The following is a 19,362-nucleotide window of genomic DNA, read 5'->3' as shown; positions in this document are numbered from 1 at the left end:
ACTCGCCTCGTGCGAACCGCATCACGAGGCTTTCTTACCGCACGCTTCGCTTCGGTCTGCGCAGGGCTCGCGATCGTCTCTGCCTGCATCGCCTCGGCGCCGGAGGGCATCCGCCGGCAGACCGACGGCGATGGCGGCGATTTCGGCGTGGACCCGCAGACCACGTCGACGTCGTCGTCCGCCGGCGCAGGGCTGCCCGGCGGCGATCCGCACGCGCTGCTCGGCGCAGACCCGACCCACGGGCCGTTCAACGGGGGCCAGCGCGTCCTGCTCCACGGCAACGGCTTCAGCTCCCAGGTCCGTGTCTGGTTCGGCGACGTCGAGGTCGATCCGTCCGCGATCGTGCCCATCGATCCCAGCCGGGTCCAGGTCGCGGCGCCGCCGGGCGCGGCGGGCCCGGTGGAGCTCGCCGTGCAGAACGGCGATGACACGTCGACCCGGCGAGCGCTGCCGAGCGGCTACGTGTACGACGCGCTCTATGCGTCCCCGTCGAGCGGGCCGATCTCCGGCGGGACGACCATCGAGCTGATCGGGCAGGGCACGCGCTGGGACGCGACGACGGTCGCGAAGATCGATCAGAAGCCGTGCACGTCGCTCGCCGTCCCGGAGCCGACGCGGCTCGTATGCACGGTGCCCCAGGGCACGCCGGGCGCGAAGACGATCTCGGTGACGACCGGCGGCGAGACGATCCTCGTGCTGGACGGCTACACCTACGAGGACAGCGAGAACGGCTACAAGGGCGGGCTCAGCGGCGCGCCGCTCGCCGGACGGCTCAAGGTGCTCGTCTACAACAACTTCACGGGCGATCCGATCCCGGGAGCGAGCGTCGTCGTCGGCACCGACACGACCTCCCCGATCGAGGTCGACGCGTCCGGCGTCGCGGTGATCGAGGACCCGTCGCTCGATTCGCCGCGCACCGTCACCGTGGCCGCGACGTGCCATAGCCCGATCTCGTTCGTTGACGTGCCTGTCGACACGGTGACCGTCTACCTGGATCCAGTGCTCACCCCCGCGTGCGGCGCGTCCGGCGATCCGCCCCCGCCGGTCGGCGGCAAGGTCGGAAGCGCGGGGGCGATCGAGGGCGAGCTCGTCTGGGACACGTCGCTGGACCCGGGGAGCGTCGCGTGGGGCAACATCCCGAGCCCGCGCCGCGACACCGAGCGAAAGGCGGCGTACCTGTTCACGACAGGCACCGATCCTCTCGCGACCTTCAAGCTGCCGTCCGAGTACCAGGCGCTCACGCCGGAGACGTCGGGCGAGCTCGGGCACGGGTTCACGATGTACGTCGCGCCCGGCAACCGCACGATCTACGCGCTGGCGGGCCTCGAAGATCGCTCGACGACCCCGCCGCGGTTCACCGCGTACGCCATGGGCGTGGTCCGCGGGATCCCCGTGCTCCCCAACAAGTGGACGAAGGAGGTGTTCGTGCGGATCAATCAACCGCTCGACCACGCCCTCTCGATGGACGTCAAGGCGCCGGCGAAGGGGCCGAAGGGGCCGGACCGGATCCAGGCGAACGTGTCGGTGATGATCGGCAACGACGGGTTCGCGACGCTCCCGATCGGCGCACAGAGCCCGCTGATCCCGTTCGACGGGGGGCTGACGTTCGTGGGCGTACCGCCGCTCGCCCGCGACCTGCTCGGCGCGAGCTACCACTCGTCCGCGCGCGCCGTGACCGGCCAGGCCGGGCTCGCGCCGCTGTCCGTCGTCGGGCGGGTCCTCTCGACCAGCACGAGCGAGCCCGTGCGCATCGGCGACTTCGTGGGGGTGCCGACGCTCGAGGCGCCCGCGCAGAACAGCGCCTGGGATGGGTCCCACCTCGTGACCTCGTTCGGCGCGGGCGCGCCCGTCGACCTCAGCGTCTACGACATCGCGAGCGGGAACGGCCTCATCCGGTGGACCGTGGCCGTGCCGGCAGGGTCGCACGCCGTCGAGGTGCCGGACCTCCGGCAGCTCGATCTCGAGTACGGCGCGCTGCCGCCGGGTCCGCTGACGATCGGGGTGTACGGGGCGCGGATCGACGGCTTCGATTACGGCAAGCTCGTCTACCGGCAGCTCAAGCCGGCAGGGATGGCGGCCTACTCCCTCGACAGCTTCAGCGCACACCTGTGATGAGCGCCCCGCCCCACCCGACGCGAGCGCGCAGGCCGACGCGCGCACGGAAGCCAGGACGCCGCGCCCGATCGCGGCACGCTGCAGCCGCCGCCCTCCTCGCCGCCGCCGCGGGGCTCGGGCTCGCGCCGAGCTGCTTCGACAGCGGCGTGCGGTGGGGTGAGCGGCCGGAGGAGCCGCCGCCCTGCACGGCCGGCGACGTGCGCTGCGGGGCGGAGCTCGCGCGCTGCGAGGAGACCGGCGCAGGGCTGGCCTGGGTGACGCTCGACGACTGCGCCGCTCAAGGGCTCGTGTGCGCGTCGCTCGAGCTCGGCTGCCGGCCATGCGTGCCCGCTGCGCACTCGTGCCGCGAGCAGGACGTCGTCGTCTGCGAGGCGGACGGCAGCTTCGGCCGGGTGATCGACACGTGCGACACGGAGGCCGGCGAGGCGTGCCGGAGCGGGAGCTGCCAGCAGCTCTGCGCCGTCGCGGAGCTCGAGCGGAGCAACGTGGGGTGCGAGTACTGGGCGGTCGATCTGGACAACGCGCGGATCGACGCGACCGGAAACGCAGCGGCGCAGCAGTTCGCGGTGGTGGTCTCGAACCCGCAGCCGGACGTGCCGAACGAGATCCACATCTTCCAGGACGACGGCGCGCCGGGCGACGCGCCCGCCCCGGTGGAGATCGCGAGCGCGCTCATCGCGCCGCTCTATCTCCAGGTGTTCAAGCTCGGGCCGCGCGAGGTCGATGGCAGCCCGGAGGGCGAGTACAACACGGGCACGCACACGGCGCTCACGCGGCACGCGTACAAGATCACGTCGAAGTTCCCCATCGTCGCCTACCAGTTCAACCCGCTGGAGAACGCCAACGTGTTCTCCAACGACGCCTCGCTGCTGAAGCCGCGCGAGGCGCTGACCTACAGCCCGGGCGCGATGGCGACGGCGTACGTCGTGACCGGGTGGCCGCAGACCATCGCGGTCACGGACGATCCGGACACGAACTTCGATCCGCAGAACCCAATCGACCTTCGGGCGTTCCTGACCATCGTCGGGACGCGCGAGGACACGACCGTGCAGGTGACGACGACGGCGAAGGTCGTCGGGGGCGGGCCCGTCCCGGAGACGCCAGAGGGCGGGTTGATCGAGGTCAAGCTCGGCGCGTTCGACGTGCTCAACCTGGAGAGCGGCGGGTTCAACGCGGACTTCACCGGATCGATCGTGAAGGCCGACCAGCCGATCGCGGTCTTCACCGGAAACGAGGCCTCGGACGCGCCCCACTTCGACGACCTCGCGGATCGCCGCTGCTGCGCCGACCACCTGGAGGATCAGCTCGATCCGACCCGGACCGCCGGCAAGCGGTTCGCGGTGCCGCACACGCCGAGCCGATCGCTGACGGTGAAGGAGGCTGGCGCGCGGATCGAGGCCGTGCCCGAGCCGGAGTACGTCAGGATCGTGGCGGCCAGCAGCAAGGGCGCCGTGATCGAGACGACCCTGCCGCCGCCGGACGATCGGATCACGCTGTCGGCGCTGGGCGAGTTCCGCGAGGTGACGGCGTGGGGCGACTTCCTGATCGAGAGCTCCGAGCCGGTCATCGTGTCGCAGATCATGGCCAGCCAGAACGCGACGGGGGTGAAGCAGGGGCTGCCAGGCGGAGATCCGAGCCTGATCATCCTGCCGCCCATCGAGCAGTTCCGGCCGGACTACGTGTTCCTGACGCCGGACAAGTACGCGTTCGACTTCATCTCGGTGGTCGCGCCGCGGTCGGCCGCCGTGCGGCTCGACGACGTGACGCTCGGACCGGACGAGTGCGAGATCGCGCCCGCGGACGGGCTCACGGAGGAGCAGCGCGGGGGCGGCGCGCCGTCGTTCGTCGTCTACCGCTGCCAGCTGAGCTTCGCGTCGATCGATCCGGCGCGGCAGGCGCCGGACAACGTGCTGCCCGGGATGCAGCGCGACGGCGTGCACTGGCTCACGGCCTCCGCGCCCGTGGGGCTGCTCGTGACGGGGTTCGACTCGTTCGTGAGCTACGGGTACGCGGGCGGCACCGAGCTCCGCGAGATCGCGCCGCCGGACTGACCCGGCGCGGCCGACGCGGTCAGCCGCCGCCGCCGAGCAGCCCCTTCAGCTTGGCCACGAGCCGCAGCGCGTCGAGCGGCGCGAGCCGATCGACGTCCACCGCGCGCAAGGTCTCGATGACGGCCGACTGCTCCGGCGGCACCGCGGCCTGCGCGGGGACGAACAGGTCGAGCTGCGCGGCGCCGCCGCGCGTGCGGCCGCGGAGCGAGGCGTGTTTGCCGCCCGGCAGCGCGGCGCCCGACTCCAGCGTCGCGAGGATCGCGCGGGCGCGCGCGAGCACGCTCTCGGGGACGCCCGCGAGCCGCGCGACCGCCACGCCGTAGCTGCGGCTCGCGGGGCCCGCCTCGAGCTTGTGAAGGAAGATGACGTCGTCGCCGTGCTCGCGCGCGGCGACCGAGTGGTTCGCGATGCCCGGCGCGCGCGCCGAGAGCTCCGTCAGCTCGTGGTAGTGCGTCGCGAACAGGGCGCGGCAGCCGATCGCGTCGAACAGGTGCTCCGCCACGGCCCACGCGATCGCGAGGCCGTCGTACGTGCTCGTGCCGCGGCCGATCTCGTCGAGGATCACCAGCGATCTCCGCGTCGCGTCGCGGAGGATCTCGGCGGTCTCCCGCATCTCCACCATGAACGTGCTCTCGCCGCGCGCGACGTTGTCGCTCGCGCCCACCCGCGAGAGGATCCGGTCGACGAGGCCGATCTCCGCCTCGCGCGCGGGGACGTAGCTGCCCATCTGCGCGAGGACCACGATCAGCGCGACCTGGCGCATGAGCGTCGACTTGCCCGCCATGTTGGGGCCCGTGATCAGCCAGAGCCGCTCGCCCGAGAGATCGAGGCGGGTGTCGTTCGGCACGAAGTGCCCCGCGGCCGCGTAACGCTCGACCACCGGGTGGCGACCGTCGCGGATCGCGAGCGCCTCGCCCGCCGTGACGTGCGGCCTCACGTAGTCGTTGCGGTGGGCGACGTCGGCGAGGGCAGCGGCGACGTCCCACGCCGCGAGCTTGCGCGCCAGCGCGCGGAGGCGGCCCTCGCTCTTCGCGACGAGGGCCCGCAGCCGGTCGAAGAGCGCTGTCTCCCGCTCCAGCGCGCGCGCCCCGGCGTGCTCGATCTTGTCGGCGAGCTCGTCGAGCTCGTCGCTCGTGTAGCGCTCGCCGGTCGCGACGGTCTGCTTGCGGCGGAAGGTCGCCGGGACCTTGGCGATGTGCGCGCGCGTCACCTCGATGTACCAGCCGAAGACGCGCGTGTACTTGACCCGGAGCGAGGGCGCGCCCGTCTGCGTGCGCAGCTTCGCCTCGAGCGCGAGGATGAGCTCCGTCGCGTTCTTCTCCACGCCGCGCGCGTCGTCGAGCTCCTTGTCGTACCCCTCGCGGAAGATGCCGCCCTCGCGCGTGTTCGGGGGCGGCCGCTCGATCAGCGCGGCGGTGAGCTCGGCGCACACGTCGGCGACGACATCCAGCGACGCCGCCTCGGCGAGGAGCGGCTCGGAGCCCGACCCGGCCGCTGCGGCGTCCTTGCCCCGCGCGGCGGCGCCGTCCTTGCCTCGCGCCGCTGCGGCGTCCTTGCCCCGCGCAGCGGCGCCGTCCTTGTCCCGTGCCGCGGCGCCGTCGTCGCTCCGCGCCGCCGCCTTGCCGAGGTCGGGGATCGACCGGACCGCGGCGATCGCCGCCGGGGCCGCCGTGAGGCCGTCGCGGAGGAGGCCGAGGTCGCGCGGCGTGGCCTCGCCGAGGAGCGCGCGGACGCTGAGGCGCTCGAGGTCGCCGACGCCGCCGAGCGCTTCCCGCAGCTCGCCGCGGGCGCGCGGGTGCGAGACGAAGAGCTCCACCTCGTCGAGGCGCCGGCGGATACCAGCCAGGTCCGCGAGCGGCGAGAGCAGGCGGCGGCGCAGGAGACGGGCGCCGCCCGGGGTGACCGTGCAGTCGATGACGTCGAGCAGGGTGCCGCGGCGGCCGCCGTCCGCGGCGCGCACGAGCTCCAGGTGCGCCTGGGCCGTCTCGTCGATGCGCAGCGTGCCCGAGGTGTCGTGCGGGGCGATGCGGCGCACCGGGATGCGCGCGCCGGGGCTGCAGCGGCGCGCGAAGCGCAGCGCCCGCGCCGCTGCGCGCACCGCCGGGAGCGGGTGCTCGGCCAGCGCCGCCGCCGAGATCGGCTCGATCGCGGCGTCGTCCAGGATCGACGCGACCTGCGCGCTGTCGAGCTCCTCGTCGTCGCGCAGCGCCGCGCGACAGGCGAGCGAGGCCGCGGCCGCGCGGACGTCCGGGAGGTCCCGGGCGATCAGCGCCTCGCGCGGATCCGCCCGGGCGAGCTCCGCGAGCAGCGTCGCGGCGTCCGGGACCGAGGTGGCCGAGAGCTCGCCGGTGGAGAGATCCAGCAGCGAGAGGCCGTACGGGCCCCCCGCTCCAAGGGCGTCGCCGCGGGGCACGCCGCCGCCGTCGACCGCCGCCAGGTAGTGGTTGGCGCGCGCGTCGAGCTGATCGGTCTCGGTGACGAGCCCCGGCGTGACGACGCGCACGACCTGCCGCGGCACGAGCCCCTTGATCTTCGACGGATCCCCGCACTGCTCGCAGATCGCCACCTTGTGGCCAAGCGCGAGGAGCCGCGCGATGTAGCCGTGCGCCGCGTGGTGCGGGACGCCGGCCATCGGGGATTCGTCGGGCTCGCCCTTGTTGCGGCTCGTGAGCGTCAGGTTCAGCGCGCGCGACACGAGGACCGCGTCGTCGTTGAACATCTCGTAGAAGTCGCCCATCCGGAAGAAGAGGATGGCGTCGGGGTGGAGCGCCTTCGCATCCTCGTACTGGCGCATCACCGGGGTCAGCTTCTTCCTGGCCGCAGGCTGCTCGGACGGCTGCATCGCCGGCGTCTTAGTCTCGACCGCCGGTGAGGTCTACGCGTGATTCGCGCGTTTGTTCCGCTGTTTTCGTGGAAATATCGGCGCCGAAACCGCAATGCCGCGGGGGCGGCAGGCGGCTCAGCGGTACCGGCGCGCTACGGCGACGTCGCGTGAGCTCAGCAGGAACAGGCCCTGGACCGAGCCGTCGGTGACGGCGAGCTCGCCCGTGGCCGGAACGAGCTGGATGGCCTGCGGCTGGAGGTCCGCTGTGTCGCTGATCTCCGCGAGGTCCAATGCGAGCGGCGTGAACGCCCCCTGGGTGGTGAAGCGGAACTGCATGTCCTGCTCGGGCGCGCCGCCCGTGACCGCGAACCGGAACATCGGGTTGATGAACGCCCCCACCTCGCCGTCGGTGACGCGCCCGTCGCGCGGTGTATGGGCGACGCGCCCGTTGAATCGCGAGAGGCGCGTGTCACACGAGTTGCGGCAGGTGCCCGTCGCAGGATCGGCGATCACGTGGTGCAGGAAGCCGGCGCCGTTGCTCCGGACGACCCACTGGCCCCCGGCGCGGATGCCGAGCTGCACCGAGCCTGCGAAGCAGCACGCCGCGAACCCGACCTCGTCCCCCGGCTCGAGCTCGAGGTGGTCCTCGTAGGCCTCGACGATGCGGAGCGCCGGGCGCGACGTGATGACGCTGCCGTACTTCGCGTTGCAGGTGTCGAACGAGCAGACGGCCGAGTCGACGTTCTTCCAGTAGGTGGCGTCCTCGTCCGGGAGCTCGGACGTGATCTGCGCGAAGTCGGCGAGCTGCCCGGCGCGGGTCCCGGCCTCGTCCTCCGGGACGCCCGCGGCCGTCAGCTGCGCCTTCACGCTGGTCAGGCTCTGCACGCCGCGGCGGCAAAAGCGGGCGTCGGTGCCCCTCAGCTGGAGGTTCTCGTCGAAGGCGACGGAGGCCCGGGTGATCGACGTGAGCACCCCCTCGTAGGTCACGGTCCACGTCTCGTCGGCGATGTGCACCCGCGGGTCCTCGAGGTTCATCGTCAGCGCGTGCTGCGGCCCGCCGGACCTCAGCACCAGCCCCTGCTCGTCGAGCTCGCTTTCAGCGCTGTCGCTCGACGCGATCGCCTCGCGCTGCACCCCCACCGCGAGCGCGAGGTCAGGCGCGGCCCCCTCGGACGGGAACGTGGCGCGCATCTTCGGGCTCTCCCCGGAGAGCGGCACGACCGCGCCGTTTCGATCGTAGAGGATGGGCAAGCCCTGCACGCCGGGCTCGATCTGGCCGGAGCCGTCGCTCGCCACGATGTAGGTATCCGAGCGGACAGCGTGCGGGAGGACGACGTTGCAGGACGCCTCGCCGCTCGTCTCGAGCAGCGGGCTGCTCGGCGAAGCGTCCGCATCGCAGCCCGCGCGGACGCTCTGGCGCTCGGGTCCGCGGCAGTCCGCGTCGAGGTCGTCGATGTCGACGATCGCGACCTGGCCGTTCGTGAGCGCCATGTACGCGAACGTGCCCCGGAGCTTCCGCGGGCTGGCGCCGGAGTCGCGATCGGCCGACGTGCGGTACAGCGTCTCGAGGTCGCACGACGTGATGCTGCTGTCGCATGGCGTGAGCTTCGGATCGGAGCTGCACCGGATCCCCCTCGGCACCACGCCCGTCGCCGTGAGGCTCCTCGGGACCTCGCGCTGCACGATCGCGAGATCGCGGACAGGCGCCGGCAGGCGGATGCGGTCGGGCGGCTGGAACGGGTTCCAGTCCGGATTCTCGCGAGAGAGCGGCGACCGGCTGGGCGCGCCGTCGCTGCCCTCGTCGCTGACGTCGAAGACCATCACGCTGCCGTCGCCGGCGTCGACCGCGTAAAGGTAGCGTTTGAAGTCGGGGGGCGACGCCTGGGCCACCGCGAGGCGCCTCGTCGTGACGACGCGCCTTGGGTCGAGCGTCGACGCGGGCAGCAGCGAGGGCTGCTCGCGCGGCTCGCAGGGCGTCGGGAGGTCGACGACGTGGATCACCGGCGCGTCGAGATCGGCGACGTACAGGCGATTGCCGGAGAGCGCGAGCCCCGCGGGCCGGGGCTTCTCGGAGGCCGGCTCCGAGCTGGCCGTGACCGCCGGATCGGCGCACTCCGCGCCGTGCGGCGCTTCGTCGGGCTCCGTGGCCGGCGGGCGCGAGACCTGGAGAGGGATCCACAGATCCACCTCGCACGCTGCGAACCCGCCAGCCTCGCCCTCGAGGAGGTTCTGCGCGTCGATCACGGCGATGCCGCCGAGATCGGGCAAGGTCACGAGGAGCTTCTGCCGGCCGCCGCCCTCCATGTCCAGGCTCCCGTTCGACGTGGAGCAGGCGTCGCCCACGAACTCACCGGGGTCGCCAGGCTTTCTCGGCTCGACGGTGTACGGCCCCTCGGGTGACGGTTCGTCGGGTGGTGTGCACGAGCTCCGCAGCTTGCCGTTCGCCCCCGGCGGGTCGGCGACGAGCAGCATCTCGCCCGGCGCCGAGGGGAGCGAGCAGGCCGGCCAGGAGCTGAGCGACGGGGCCGGGCAGCCGCCGCGCGGCAGCACCTTCGCCGACGGGAGCGCGTAGATCCCCGCGCGCCCCGGCTCCGCGACGGCGACGAACGATGCGGTCCCGCCCGGCGTCGCGACGATGTCGACCGGCTGCGCGCCGACCGGGAGGAAGCTCGGGGCGGGCGTGCCCGGGTCCCGATCGACGATCTGCGAGGACTCGGTCGTCAGGTCGACGACCGCGACCTCGCCGTGCGCGGTCTGCGTTACGAGGCCGTAGAGGTGCGGGAGCGTGGCCCTGCCCCCGTCCTTGGCGTCGACCTCGTAGTCGGTGGACGAATCGACGGTGCGGTACGAGCAGTCCGTGATCGGCAGCGAGCGCATCACGCCCGGCTTGTTCGGATCCGGCCGGTCGATGGCGAGGCAGACGAAGGCGCTGCGGCCGGACTGCGCCAGGGCCTCGACGGGGACCGGCGTGGCCTCCGCGGCGCACCCGGCGAGCGCCAGGGCGGAGGTGGAGGCGAGGAGCGCGAGGCGCGGTTTCATTGGGACTCCCGGGGCGGGACGGGCGTGCCCACCGTGAGGATCATCGATCCGAACGTGTTCGCCTTGCGCATGTCGAGGTCGACAACGCCGAGGTACGAGTCGGTGAAATGCGCGATGTACATGAGGGAATAGGGTTCGCAGCCGGCGCTGCCCTGCTCGCAGTCGCAGCGCTTCTCGTCGCCGCACGTGGAACCCGTGTCGAACGCGAGCGCCTGCGGCCCGCGCCCGGTCTTGATGACGGCGTCGACGCGGCGCGCTTGCGGGTCGTAGGAGAACGCGAGCCCCGCGTCGAACGCGAGCGCGAAGACCCTGCGGTGAGGCGCGTTGTCCGCGCCGATCACCGCACCGATCTCGATCCGAGACGGGTAGGCTGCGAGCGGGACGGCGTCGCGGAACGCGATCGTGTCGTACACCGAGGCCCGCTTCTCCGTGGGGACGACCGAGTCCTTCTTGATCAGCGTCGTCGTCAGCTGGCCGATGAGCAGCGAGTTCGGGACGCGATGCGCCACGTACACCGGGATCGGGATCTCCACGCACCGCTCGAGGCACCCGACCACGTCCGCGTCATCCGCGCAGCCGTCCTCGCACGCCTGCCGCTCGCTCGCGTCGAACGCGATCCCGCGGGAGTCGGTGCCGCTCGCGAGCGCGGTGATCGGCGTCGGGGTCGACTCGTACAGGCGCGGCGCCCCGCCTGAAGCGGCGTCCTGATAGCGGAGCAGGCCGAGCTCCGACGCCGCGAGGTACGTGACCGCGAACGCGGGCTGGTCGTCGATCCCCCACCCGCTCTTCTGCAGCTCCCCGAGCACGCTCGGGCGCGGCACGGCCGCGAGCTCCGTCGGCCCGAAGGAGAGATCCGTGAGGACGTGCGCGAGCCGCGGCCGCTCGCTCGCTTCCCAGCGGTTCACGATGACGCTCGCGGCGTTCTCCGTCTGGTGCGAGACGACGATGCTCGTCCCGCCCGGGCCGGCGGCGATCCCGAACGGCTCCAGCGGCAGCTTGCGCCGGATGAGCTCCTGGCCCGGGTCTTCCCCGATGCGGTGATCTCTGCTGCAGCGCCCGCCCGCCGCGCTCGCGCCGCAGTCCAGCTGAAAGCAGGCGTCGCCCTCGCAGCGCTGCGCGCCGGCGCCGTCGAACCGATCGTCGGCGACGTCGAAGAAGGTCACCGAGGGGTCGCCGCGCACGGGCACGAACAGGCGCGCCTGCCGCTCCGCGCCGGGGTCGGCGCCCTCGCCGCTGAGCGGCCTGTGCACGAGGAGGAGGTTGGACGCGAACGCGCCGATCACGGCCGAGCTCCGGACGACCTCGTCATCGCCCTTGAGGGCGGAGAGGTTGAGCGGCTCGCACGGCCCCGGGTAGAGCGACGGCGCAGCGTTTGTCGCCAGCCCCACCGCATCGCACGCATCGCCCACGCTGCCGCCAGCGTCCGCGCCCCCCTCGCCAGGAGCGCCTCCCCCGCCAGGAGCGAGGTTCGACTGGAGCGTGAGCGCCCGCTTGCGCAGCCGCTGGAGATCCAGCGCCTGGACCGTGCCGCCGTTGAACTGGAGATCGAAGTCCGAGTTCGCGACGTAGAGGACCCGTCCGCCAGGAGACACCGCCAGGCCCGTCGGGTAGTAGAGCCCCTTGACCGGCGGCGGGAGGCCCTCGCCCTCGACGAAGCAACCCACGACCCCGAGCCCGCCCACGATCGAGGCCGCGAGGCCCACGCCAACGATGCGAGGTGTCTGGAGAAGTGTGCGGGCGAGCTTCATGCGGGCGCGGAGACTAGTCAGCACCAGGAGCACTGGCAACCCGCTCCGCTCGGTGGGTTCGTTTGCGGCGGACGCGCGCCGAGCGCGCGGCGCTCGCAGCGGTCCTCCTGGCGAACGAGCGGCAGGCGCCGCTGCAAAGGCCCTTGTAGCTCGCGCGCACCTGCCGCAGCGCAGCACGTCCGCACGGCCTGCCCCGGGTGAGCGCGCCCAGCTGGCCAGGCGCGGCCTCCTTCTGACGAGGCGCTCTGCTCTGGGCGAGGCGCTCTGCAGCGGTCGCCCGTCACGGGGTGGCGAGCCCTGCAGCGGGGTGAGATGGCGCTCCCCTGCGCCGGGCGGTGCCCAAGGTGCGCCCCTGCGGTGCGGGCTCCGCAGGTCAAGGTCGACCAGGATCGATCGTCGTCGTCCGTCCCCCTGCACGTTGATCTCGGAGACGCGGCGCGCCTTTGCTACGTTGGTCGCCGGGACATGGCCGATCTCGCAGCCGCCCTTGTCATGGGAATCGCCCTTCTTGGGCTGATCTATTGGTATTTTCGCTCGAACAACGGCGACCGGGCCCGGCCTCGCGCGGCGACGTCGCTGACGCAGGGGGGCCCAGGAGCCCAAGCCCTCGACGAGGGGGAGGGAGATTTCGAAGATTCAACGACGACGCCAGGCGCAGTCGGGCAGCGGGGCGGCACGCCCGCGAGCGAGAGCGCTCACGGTAAGACCGCCGGAGGTCACGGCCGCACCGAGCGGGTCTCGAGCGCCGACTGGAAGCGGTCGAACGGTCCATCGCGCCGCGACGACGACGACGACGCGTTCGACGACGATGACGACGACCTCACGCTGATCACGCTGGCGCCGCCGGAGGTGCTGAGCACGATCAAGCGCGCGAGCGCCCCGTCCTACGGCGGCGACGATGACGATGACGACGATGATGACGACGGGCACGAGCGCGAGGAGCCGTCCGCCGTCCCCATCATCTACGACGACGAGGCCGCCGTCGACGAGCCGACCAGCTCGTCGCCGCTCCTGCTCATCAGCGCCGTCGGGCAGACGGACCCCGGCCAGAAGCGCAAGAAGAACGAGGACTGCTACCTCTGCCTGGACGAGCACTACCTGTTCGCCGTGGCGGACGGCATGGGCGGCCACGCGGGCGGCGACGTCGCCAGCCGCCTCGCGGTCGACACGATCGCGCGCGCGTTCAAGGATCAGTCGTTCGTGGACAGCGACGCGGAGAGCCCCTACCCCGACGTCCCGCGTCGCGGCAGCGAGCTCGCGGTCGCGATCCAGCAAGCGAACCAGGCGATCTACGACCGGGCCCACGCCGAGCGGAGCCTCACCGGCATGGGCACGACCCTCGTCAGCGCGCGGTTCTCGCCCAACAAGCAGCGCCTCTACATCGGCCACGTGGGCGACAGCCGCTGTTATCGCCTGCGCGACAACGAGCTGACGCAGCTCACCACCGATCACACGATGGGCGCCGCGGGGATCACCGGGCCGATGGCGAACCACCTGAGCCGGGCGATCGGAATCTCCCCTGCAGTCAAGGTCGATCTGATCATCGCCCGGCCCCACCCCGGCGACGTCTACCTCCTCTGCTCCGACGGCCTCTCGAAGATGGCGACCCATGAGGCGATCCGCGACGTCCTGCTCGCCGAGCCCGATCCCGAGAAGGCGTCGCAGGCGCTGATCGAGAAGGCGAACGCGGGCGGCGGGCGGGACAACATCACCGTCATCCTCGTCCGCGTCAGCGACCCCAAGGACCTCGCGCGGCTCGCCTCGCGCGCTGGCGCCAGCGCCGGCGCCAGCGCCGGCTGACCGCTCGCCGGCCCCTTCCCCCTCGCCCCCTCCCTCCCCCTCCAACGAGCTCGACCGCGCACGGCGCTGACCGAGAGGTCCGCGCGGCGGGCGGAGCATGCCCGCCGCGCGCAGGCCATTGCAGACAGCGTGTCTGCATTGCCGCGAATCCCGACGGATTCTCATGCTCCGCGCGGGTCAGCCACCCACGTGCATACGGACGAGTGGTCACGCTCGTCACGGATCCGGATCCCGCTCGCACGCAATCGCGATTTCGCGACCATTGCCATTCACGGGCTTCGATTATCACGTCAATTGACGTCTGCCGGGCTCACGAAGAGAAGCGACGTGAGCTCTTGACGTGCTTTGGCTCGAGAGCGCTTCATGGCGGCCACGAATGGCTCGCCCAGCGGAGCCGCTGACCGGGGATATGGCACGCTCCTTTCTCTGCATGATCGTCTTCGTCTCTCTGCTGCTCAGCGCGCCCTCGCTCGCGGCAGAGCCAGCACGCCGCGCGCTGCGGCTGCGCTACAGCGAGGACGCGCAAGCGGCCTCGTGTCCTGGAGAGCGCGCGCTGCGCGAGCGGATCCGGCTGCGCGTCGGGTACGACCCTTTCCGCGAGGACGCGACCGAGGAGGTCGACGTCGCGATCAGGCCTCACGGCGCCCACGTCGTCGCGACGACCACGTACCGGAACGCCGACGGGCGGGTCTCCGGCCGAGGCTTTGACGTCTCGCACGGAGACGGCGCGTGCGAGCAGCTCACCAATACCGTCGCGCTCGCGATCTCTTTCACCCTGACGCCGTTCGCGAGCGACGAACGAGCGGCCGCCGCGCCGCCTCGCCCAGAGATCGCGCCGGCGCGCCCGGAGCCTGCGAGCGGGCCCGGCGAGCCATGGAGTTCGGCTCGGATCGGCACGGGCGCGATAGCGGGGCTCGGGGTGCCCGAGGGGCTGTTCGGCGGCGCCTCGTTCCTCGTCAGGGTTCGCTGGTCACAGAGCCTCTCCTTCTCGCTGGAGAGCCGGGGCACGTTCCTCGTCTCGGAGCCAAGCGCGCTCGGACACGGCGAGGTGTCGAGTCCGTACGCCCCGAGCCCCGACGGGAGCGCGAACGCGCGATCGCCGTACCTGCGCACGCACGCGAGCGGCGCGTTCGCTCCGTGCCTTCACACGGTCGACCTGCTCGTCACATGCGCGCTCGTCGAGATGGGCGTGGCGCACGTCGGCGATCGGTACGCCCCCGCCACCGACGTGTCCCTGCTGTTCATGGCGCTCGGCCTCCGCGGCGGGATCGAGCTCGCGCTCAACGACGCGCTCTCGTTCTATACCCACGCCGAGGTCCTCGCCGCCTTCGGGCTCCTCGACCACCCGCTCGCCGGCGCGCTGAGATTTCCGCGTCCCAGCGCCTCCATCGGCGCCGGGCTGCTCGCGGGGTTCTGAGCGCTCGGAGGGGCCCGCGCGGGCAGGATGGTGCGGACAGCGCGCCGGCGCGGATGCTGGCTGGAATTTTCGAGCGCCGTGCCGTGTTTTGCGCCGCTCATGGAGGCGCTACGCTGCGGAGCAGCACGACGATGGCGGGCGATTCGGGCTTCGGCCCAGGTCGCCCGCCGGCGCGCCGCGCCGCGCAGAACGCCTTCTCGCTGGCATGAAGACGCGAGATTCGCGTAGCCTATCCGGACGGTGCTCCCGGAGTCCACCGACCCGACCGACCGCTTCATGATCGAAGCCCGCAGCCGAAGCGGCGGCATGGGCGATATTTTCAAGGGCACGGATCAGACCACCGGCGCCCCGGTGGCGCTGAAGGTCCTGCGCGCCGCCGCGTCGCCCCAGGAGCGCGCCCGCTTCGCGCGCGAGATCTCGATCCTCGCCGATCTGCGGCACCCCAACATCGTTCAGTACATCGCTCACGGCACCTGCCTCGACGGGCGCCTCTTCTTCGCGATGGAGTGGCTGGACGGGGAGGATCTCGGGCAGCGCCAGCGGCGCGCGCCGCTCGGCATGCGCGACTCGGTGGAGGTCGTCCGGCGCAGCGCCGCCGCGATGGCCGCCATCCACGCCCGCGGCGTCGTCCACCGCGACCTCAAGCTCTCCAACATCTTCCTCGTCCGCGGCAAGGGCACCGCGATCAAGCTGATCGACTTCGGCGTCGTGAAGCTCGCGGTCCCGGACGACTGCCCCACCGAGCGCGGCACGATCATCGGCACCCCGCACTTCATGGCGCCCGAGCAGGCGCGCGGCGAGGCGGTCGACGCGCGGGCCGACGTGTACTCGCTGGGCGCCGTCCTGTTCCGCCTGGTCACGGGGAGGAACGTGTTCGAGACCGAGAACGCGATCGCCCTGCTCAGCCGCCTCGCGGTCGAGGATCCCCCGCGCGCGCAGCAGATCCGCTTCGACGTGCCCGAGGCCCTCGACGAGGTGCTCGCGCGCGCCATCTCCCGCGATCGCGAGCACCGGTACGAGAACGGCGGCGAGCTGGCGCGCGCGCTCGCGCGGGTCGGGGAGCTGAACAACGATCCCCCCGCGACCGACAGGTCCGCCTCGATCGTCCGGCGCGCTGCCGCGCAGGAGATCATGCCGGGGCCCGCCGGGCCGGGCGACGAGCGGCCGCAGGTCCGGCTCGCCAACAGCGAGCGGCGCGTGGTCGCCTGCGCGCTCTTCGAGCTGGGCGCCGGCCCGCTCCGCCCCGAGGTGGACGCCGCGCTCCGCGAGGCCCTCGGCGACGACCCGCGGTTCGAGCCGCTCCCCAACGGGAGGCTCGTCGCGGCGCTCGGGGTGGAGCGCTCGCGCGGCGACGAGGCGGCGCGCGCCGCGCGGGCGGCGCTGACCGTGGCCCGATCGACGCCGGGCGCGCGGGCCTCGGTCGCGGTCGGGCACGCCGTCCGCGGCAGGGCGAGCCTCGCCGGCGAGGCGCTCGAGCGCGCTGCGCACCAGCTGGAGTACGCGGCGCCCGGCGCGGTCCGGATCGACGCCCACGCGACCGCGGCGCTGGAGGGGCGGTTCGTGATCCAGGAGGACGCGCGCGGCGGCGTGCTCGTCCACGAGGACGCCGCCGGCTTCGACGCGCGCAAGCTCGCCGGGCTCCCCACGGCGACCGTCGGGCGCGAGCACGAGCTCGCGAGGCTCCAGGGCATCTTCAGCGAGATCGCCGAGGACGGCGCGCCGCGCGCGGCGCTCGTGACCGGCCCCGCTGGCGTCGGCAAGAGCCGCGTACGCGCCGAGCTGATCCAGCACCTCGAGACGGCGCCGCACGCGCCGATCATCCTGCTCTGCCGCGGCGACGCGATGAGCCAGAGCGCGGGCCTCACGACGCTGGGCCGCGCCCTGCGCGCGCTCATGGGCATCCGCGACGGCGAGCGCCTCGAGGACCAGGTGCAGAAGGTGAACGCCCACGTGGCGATGCGCCTGGCCCGCCCGCTCCGCTTCCTCGCCGGCTTCATCGGGGAGCTCGCCGGCGTACCCTTCCCCGACGAGGACAACGAGCCGCTGCGCGCAGCCCGCGAGAGCCCGCAGCTCATGGAATCGCGCACGCGGATGGCGGTGGAGGCGTTCTTCCGCTCGAAGGCCGAGACCACGCCGCAGATCCTGGTCATCGAGGACATGCACTGGGCCGACGGCACCACCGTCGAGCTCGTCGACTGGCTGCTCGGCTGCGCCGATCTCCGCTTCGGGGTCTTCGCCTTCGCGCGGCCCGAGCTCTCCGCCCGGTTCCCGTCGCTGTGGGAGCACCGCGACGTGACCCGCGTGACGCTCCCCCCGCTGTCCCCAGAGGCCGCGGATCGGCTCGTGGCGAGCGCCCTCCCGCAGGCCGACCCGGCCACGCGCGGCGCCATCGTCCAGCGCGCCGGCGGCTACGGGCTCTTCCTGGAGGAGCTCATCCGGTCCGCCGCGGAGGGGCGCGACGGCGTGCCGCTCAGCGTGCAGGCCCTGGTGCAGGCGCGCGTCGACCGCATGTCGAGCGGGGTGCGCGCGGCGCTGCGCGCCGCGTCCGTCTTCGGCCAGGTCTTCTGGACAGCGGGCGTCGCGGCGCTGCTCGAGCGCGCGGTGGGCGCGGAGCTCGCCGAGCTGGAGGCGGGCGAGATGATCGCGCGCCAGCTGGAGCCGCGGGTCCCGGAGCAGGTGCAGTGGACGTTCCGGCAGGCGGTCGTGCGCGACGCGGCGTATGCGTCGATCCTCGAGGAAGACCGCGCCGCGCTCCACCTCGCCGCGGCCGCCTGGCTCGAGTCCGCGGGCGTCGATCCGGGGCTGATCGCGCGCCACGCCGAGGCGGGCGGCGACAAGGCGCGCGCCGCGCTGCTCTACGCGCGCGCGACGCGGGACACGGCGGCGAGCGGCGCGGAGCTCGACGAGGCGCTCGAGCTCGCGACGCGCGGGCTCGCCTGCGGGGCCGAGGGGACCACGCGCGCGGCGCTCCTGGTCCGCCGCGGGGAGATCCTCGAGCTCCTTGGCCGCCTCGACGAGGCGATCGAGGCGGCGGAGCAGGCGTCGCGCCTCGCGCTGCCCGGCTCGGATCTGTGGGGCGAGGCGCAGGTCGTCGCGGTGACCTGCATGATCGAGGCGGGCCAGAGCGCCGAGGGCGACGCGCGCGCCGCGTCCGCCCTCTCTCCGCAGTTCGCGGCGGCGCTCTCCCCGTCGATCCGCGCGAAGCTCCTCGCGTCGCGCGTCCGCGCGCTCGCGGCGCTCGGTCGGCCCGCCGAGGCGCTCCGCGCCGCGCACGCGGCGATGGAGGCCGCGCGCGGGAGCGGCTCGACCGACGCGCTCCTCCACGCCCGGGAGGCCCAGCTGGCCGCGCTGATGCACGTCGGCGACCTCTCCGCCGCGGCCTCTCTCGGCGCGTCGCTCGTCGCGGACGCCGACGGGGCCGGCGACGCCGTCATCGCGGCAAAGGCCCGCCTGAACACCGGCTCGGCGCTGAACCAGCTCGGCCTGTTCGAGGAGGCGCAGGCGCTGCTCGAGCGCGCGCTGCTCGACGCGCGGAGCCGGAACCTCCGGGCGATCGAGGGGTTCGCGCTCCACAACCTCGGGATGTCCTACGCGCGGCTCGGCAACATCGAGGAGGGCGTCGCGCTCCAACGCCAGGCGAGCGAGATCGCCGACGCGTGCCAGATCTCCCGCCTCAGGTTCGCCGGCCGGCTGTACGAGGCGCTCTTCCTCGTCTGGCGCGGCGCCCCCGGCGACCACGCGACCGCCCACGCCGTCGCGCGCTGGCTCTGCGAGGAGGCGGCGCGCCACGCGGCCGCGCTGCAGGCGATGGCGAGCTTCGCGATGGCGCGCGTCCAGCTGGCGCGCCGCGAGCTCAGGGCCGCGGTCGACGCGGCGCGCGAGGCCTCCCGCCACCTCGCGGGGGGGCCCATCGAGGAGTGGAGCGACGCGATCCGCGTCACGCTCGTGGAGTCCCTCCTCGCGATCGGGGACGAGCGGGAGGCGAACGCCGCGCTCGACGCCGCGTTCTCCACCCTGGCCGCGCGCGTCGAGGCCCTGCGGGATCCCCGCCAGCGCGACGCGTTCCTTCGGGGGAACGACGACGTCGGGCGGCTGATCGCCCTCGCCCGAGAGCGCCTCGGCCGGTCGCTGCCCTCGACGCCGCGGCCGCCGCACGCGGCGGACCCGTCCGCCCAGCGGGCCGGGGCGCCGTCGCGGAGCAAGGTCGCGAAGACCGCCGGCGCCTTGGGGCGGAAGGAGCGCACCGAGGCGCCGAGCAACGACCCGGCAGCGCACCGGAGCGCGAACCCTGCGCAGAGCAAGGACGCGCACGCCGAAGGCGCGGCTGCGGCAGCGCACGAGAAGGGCGCGCCACGTTCTTGACGTTGG

General features: G+C 73.1%; 8 protein-coding genes. 5 read left to right on the top strand and 3 right to left on the bottom strand.

Going from position 1 to position 19,362, the window contains the following annotated elements; all coding sequences use genetic code 11:
- The first annotated feature begins 9 nt into the window (after positions 1-9).
- The gene (locus tag WME79_RS17905) at positions 10-2,112 is read left to right on the top strand and encodes an IPT/TIG domain-containing protein (RefSeq protein ID WP_437537184.1); all 2,103 of its coding nucleotides are present in this window, start codon (positions 10-12) and stop codon (positions 2,110-2,112) included.
- On the top strand, positions 2,112-4,166 hold the full coding sequence (locus tag WME79_RS17900) for an IgGFc-binding protein (protein ID WP_437537183.1): 2,055 nt from the start codon (positions 2,112-2,114) through the stop codon (positions 4,164-4,166). Before WME79_RS17905 ends, WME79_RS17900 begins: the two co-directional genes overlap by 1 nt.
- Positions 4,167-4,185: 19 nt before the next feature.
- Here the strand turns inward: WME79_RS17900 and mutS are convergent, their stop codons facing one another.
- From mutS to WME79_RS17885, 3 genes are all read right to left on the bottom strand, one after another.
- Positions 4,186-7,008: a DNA mismatch repair protein MutS gene (gene mutS, locus WME79_RS17895; RefSeq protein WP_437537180.1), complete on the bottom strand. Its 2,823-nt coding sequence runs from the start codon at positions 7,006-7,008 to the stop codon at positions 4,186-4,188.
- Between the two features lie 117 nt (positions 7,009-7,125).
- A complete protein-coding gene (locus WME79_RS17890) occupies positions 7,126-10,029 on the bottom strand; it encodes a hypothetical protein (protein ID WP_437537178.1) in 2,904 nt (967 codons plus the stop codon).
- On the bottom strand, positions 10,026-11,777 hold the full coding sequence (locus WME79_RS17885; RefSeq protein WP_437537175.1) for a hypothetical protein: 1,752 nt from the start codon (positions 11,775-11,777) through the stop codon (positions 10,026-10,028). The genes WME79_RS17890 and WME79_RS17885 overlap by 4 nt, the downstream gene beginning before the upstream one ends.
- Before the next feature lie 492 nt (positions 11,778-12,269).
- Between WME79_RS17885 and WME79_RS17880 the strand changes: the two genes are divergently transcribed.
- From WME79_RS17880 to WME79_RS17870, 3 genes are all read left to right on the top strand, one after another.
- Positions 12,270-13,577 carry a PP2C family protein-serine/threonine phosphatase gene (locus WME79_RS17880; protein ID WP_437537172.1) on the top strand — a complete coding sequence of 436 codons (1,308 nt, stop codon included), beginning with the start codon at positions 12,270-12,272 and terminating at the stop codon, positions 13,575-13,577.
- Between the two features lie 409 nt (positions 13,578-13,986).
- Positions 13,987-14,994: a hypothetical protein gene (locus WME79_RS17875; protein WP_437537169.1), complete on the top strand. Its 1,008-nt coding sequence runs from the start codon at positions 13,987-13,989 to the stop codon at positions 14,992-14,994.
- Between the two features lie 306 nt (positions 14,995-15,300).
- Positions 15,301-19,356 carry a serine/threonine-protein kinase gene (locus WME79_RS17870; protein ID WP_437537166.1) on the top strand — a complete coding sequence of 1,352 codons (4,056 nt, stop codon included), beginning with the start codon at positions 15,301-15,303 and terminating at the stop codon, positions 19,354-19,356.
- Positions 19,357-19,362: the final 6 nt, after the last annotated feature.

This window comes from Sorangium sp. So ce726, from assembly GCF_051521405.1.
Lineage (GTDB): Bacteria > Myxococcota_A > Polyangia > Polyangiales > Polyangiaceae > Sorangium.
The sequence above is the reverse complement of the archived record's forward strand: the minus strand, read 5'-3'. Positions and strand labels throughout refer to the sequence as shown.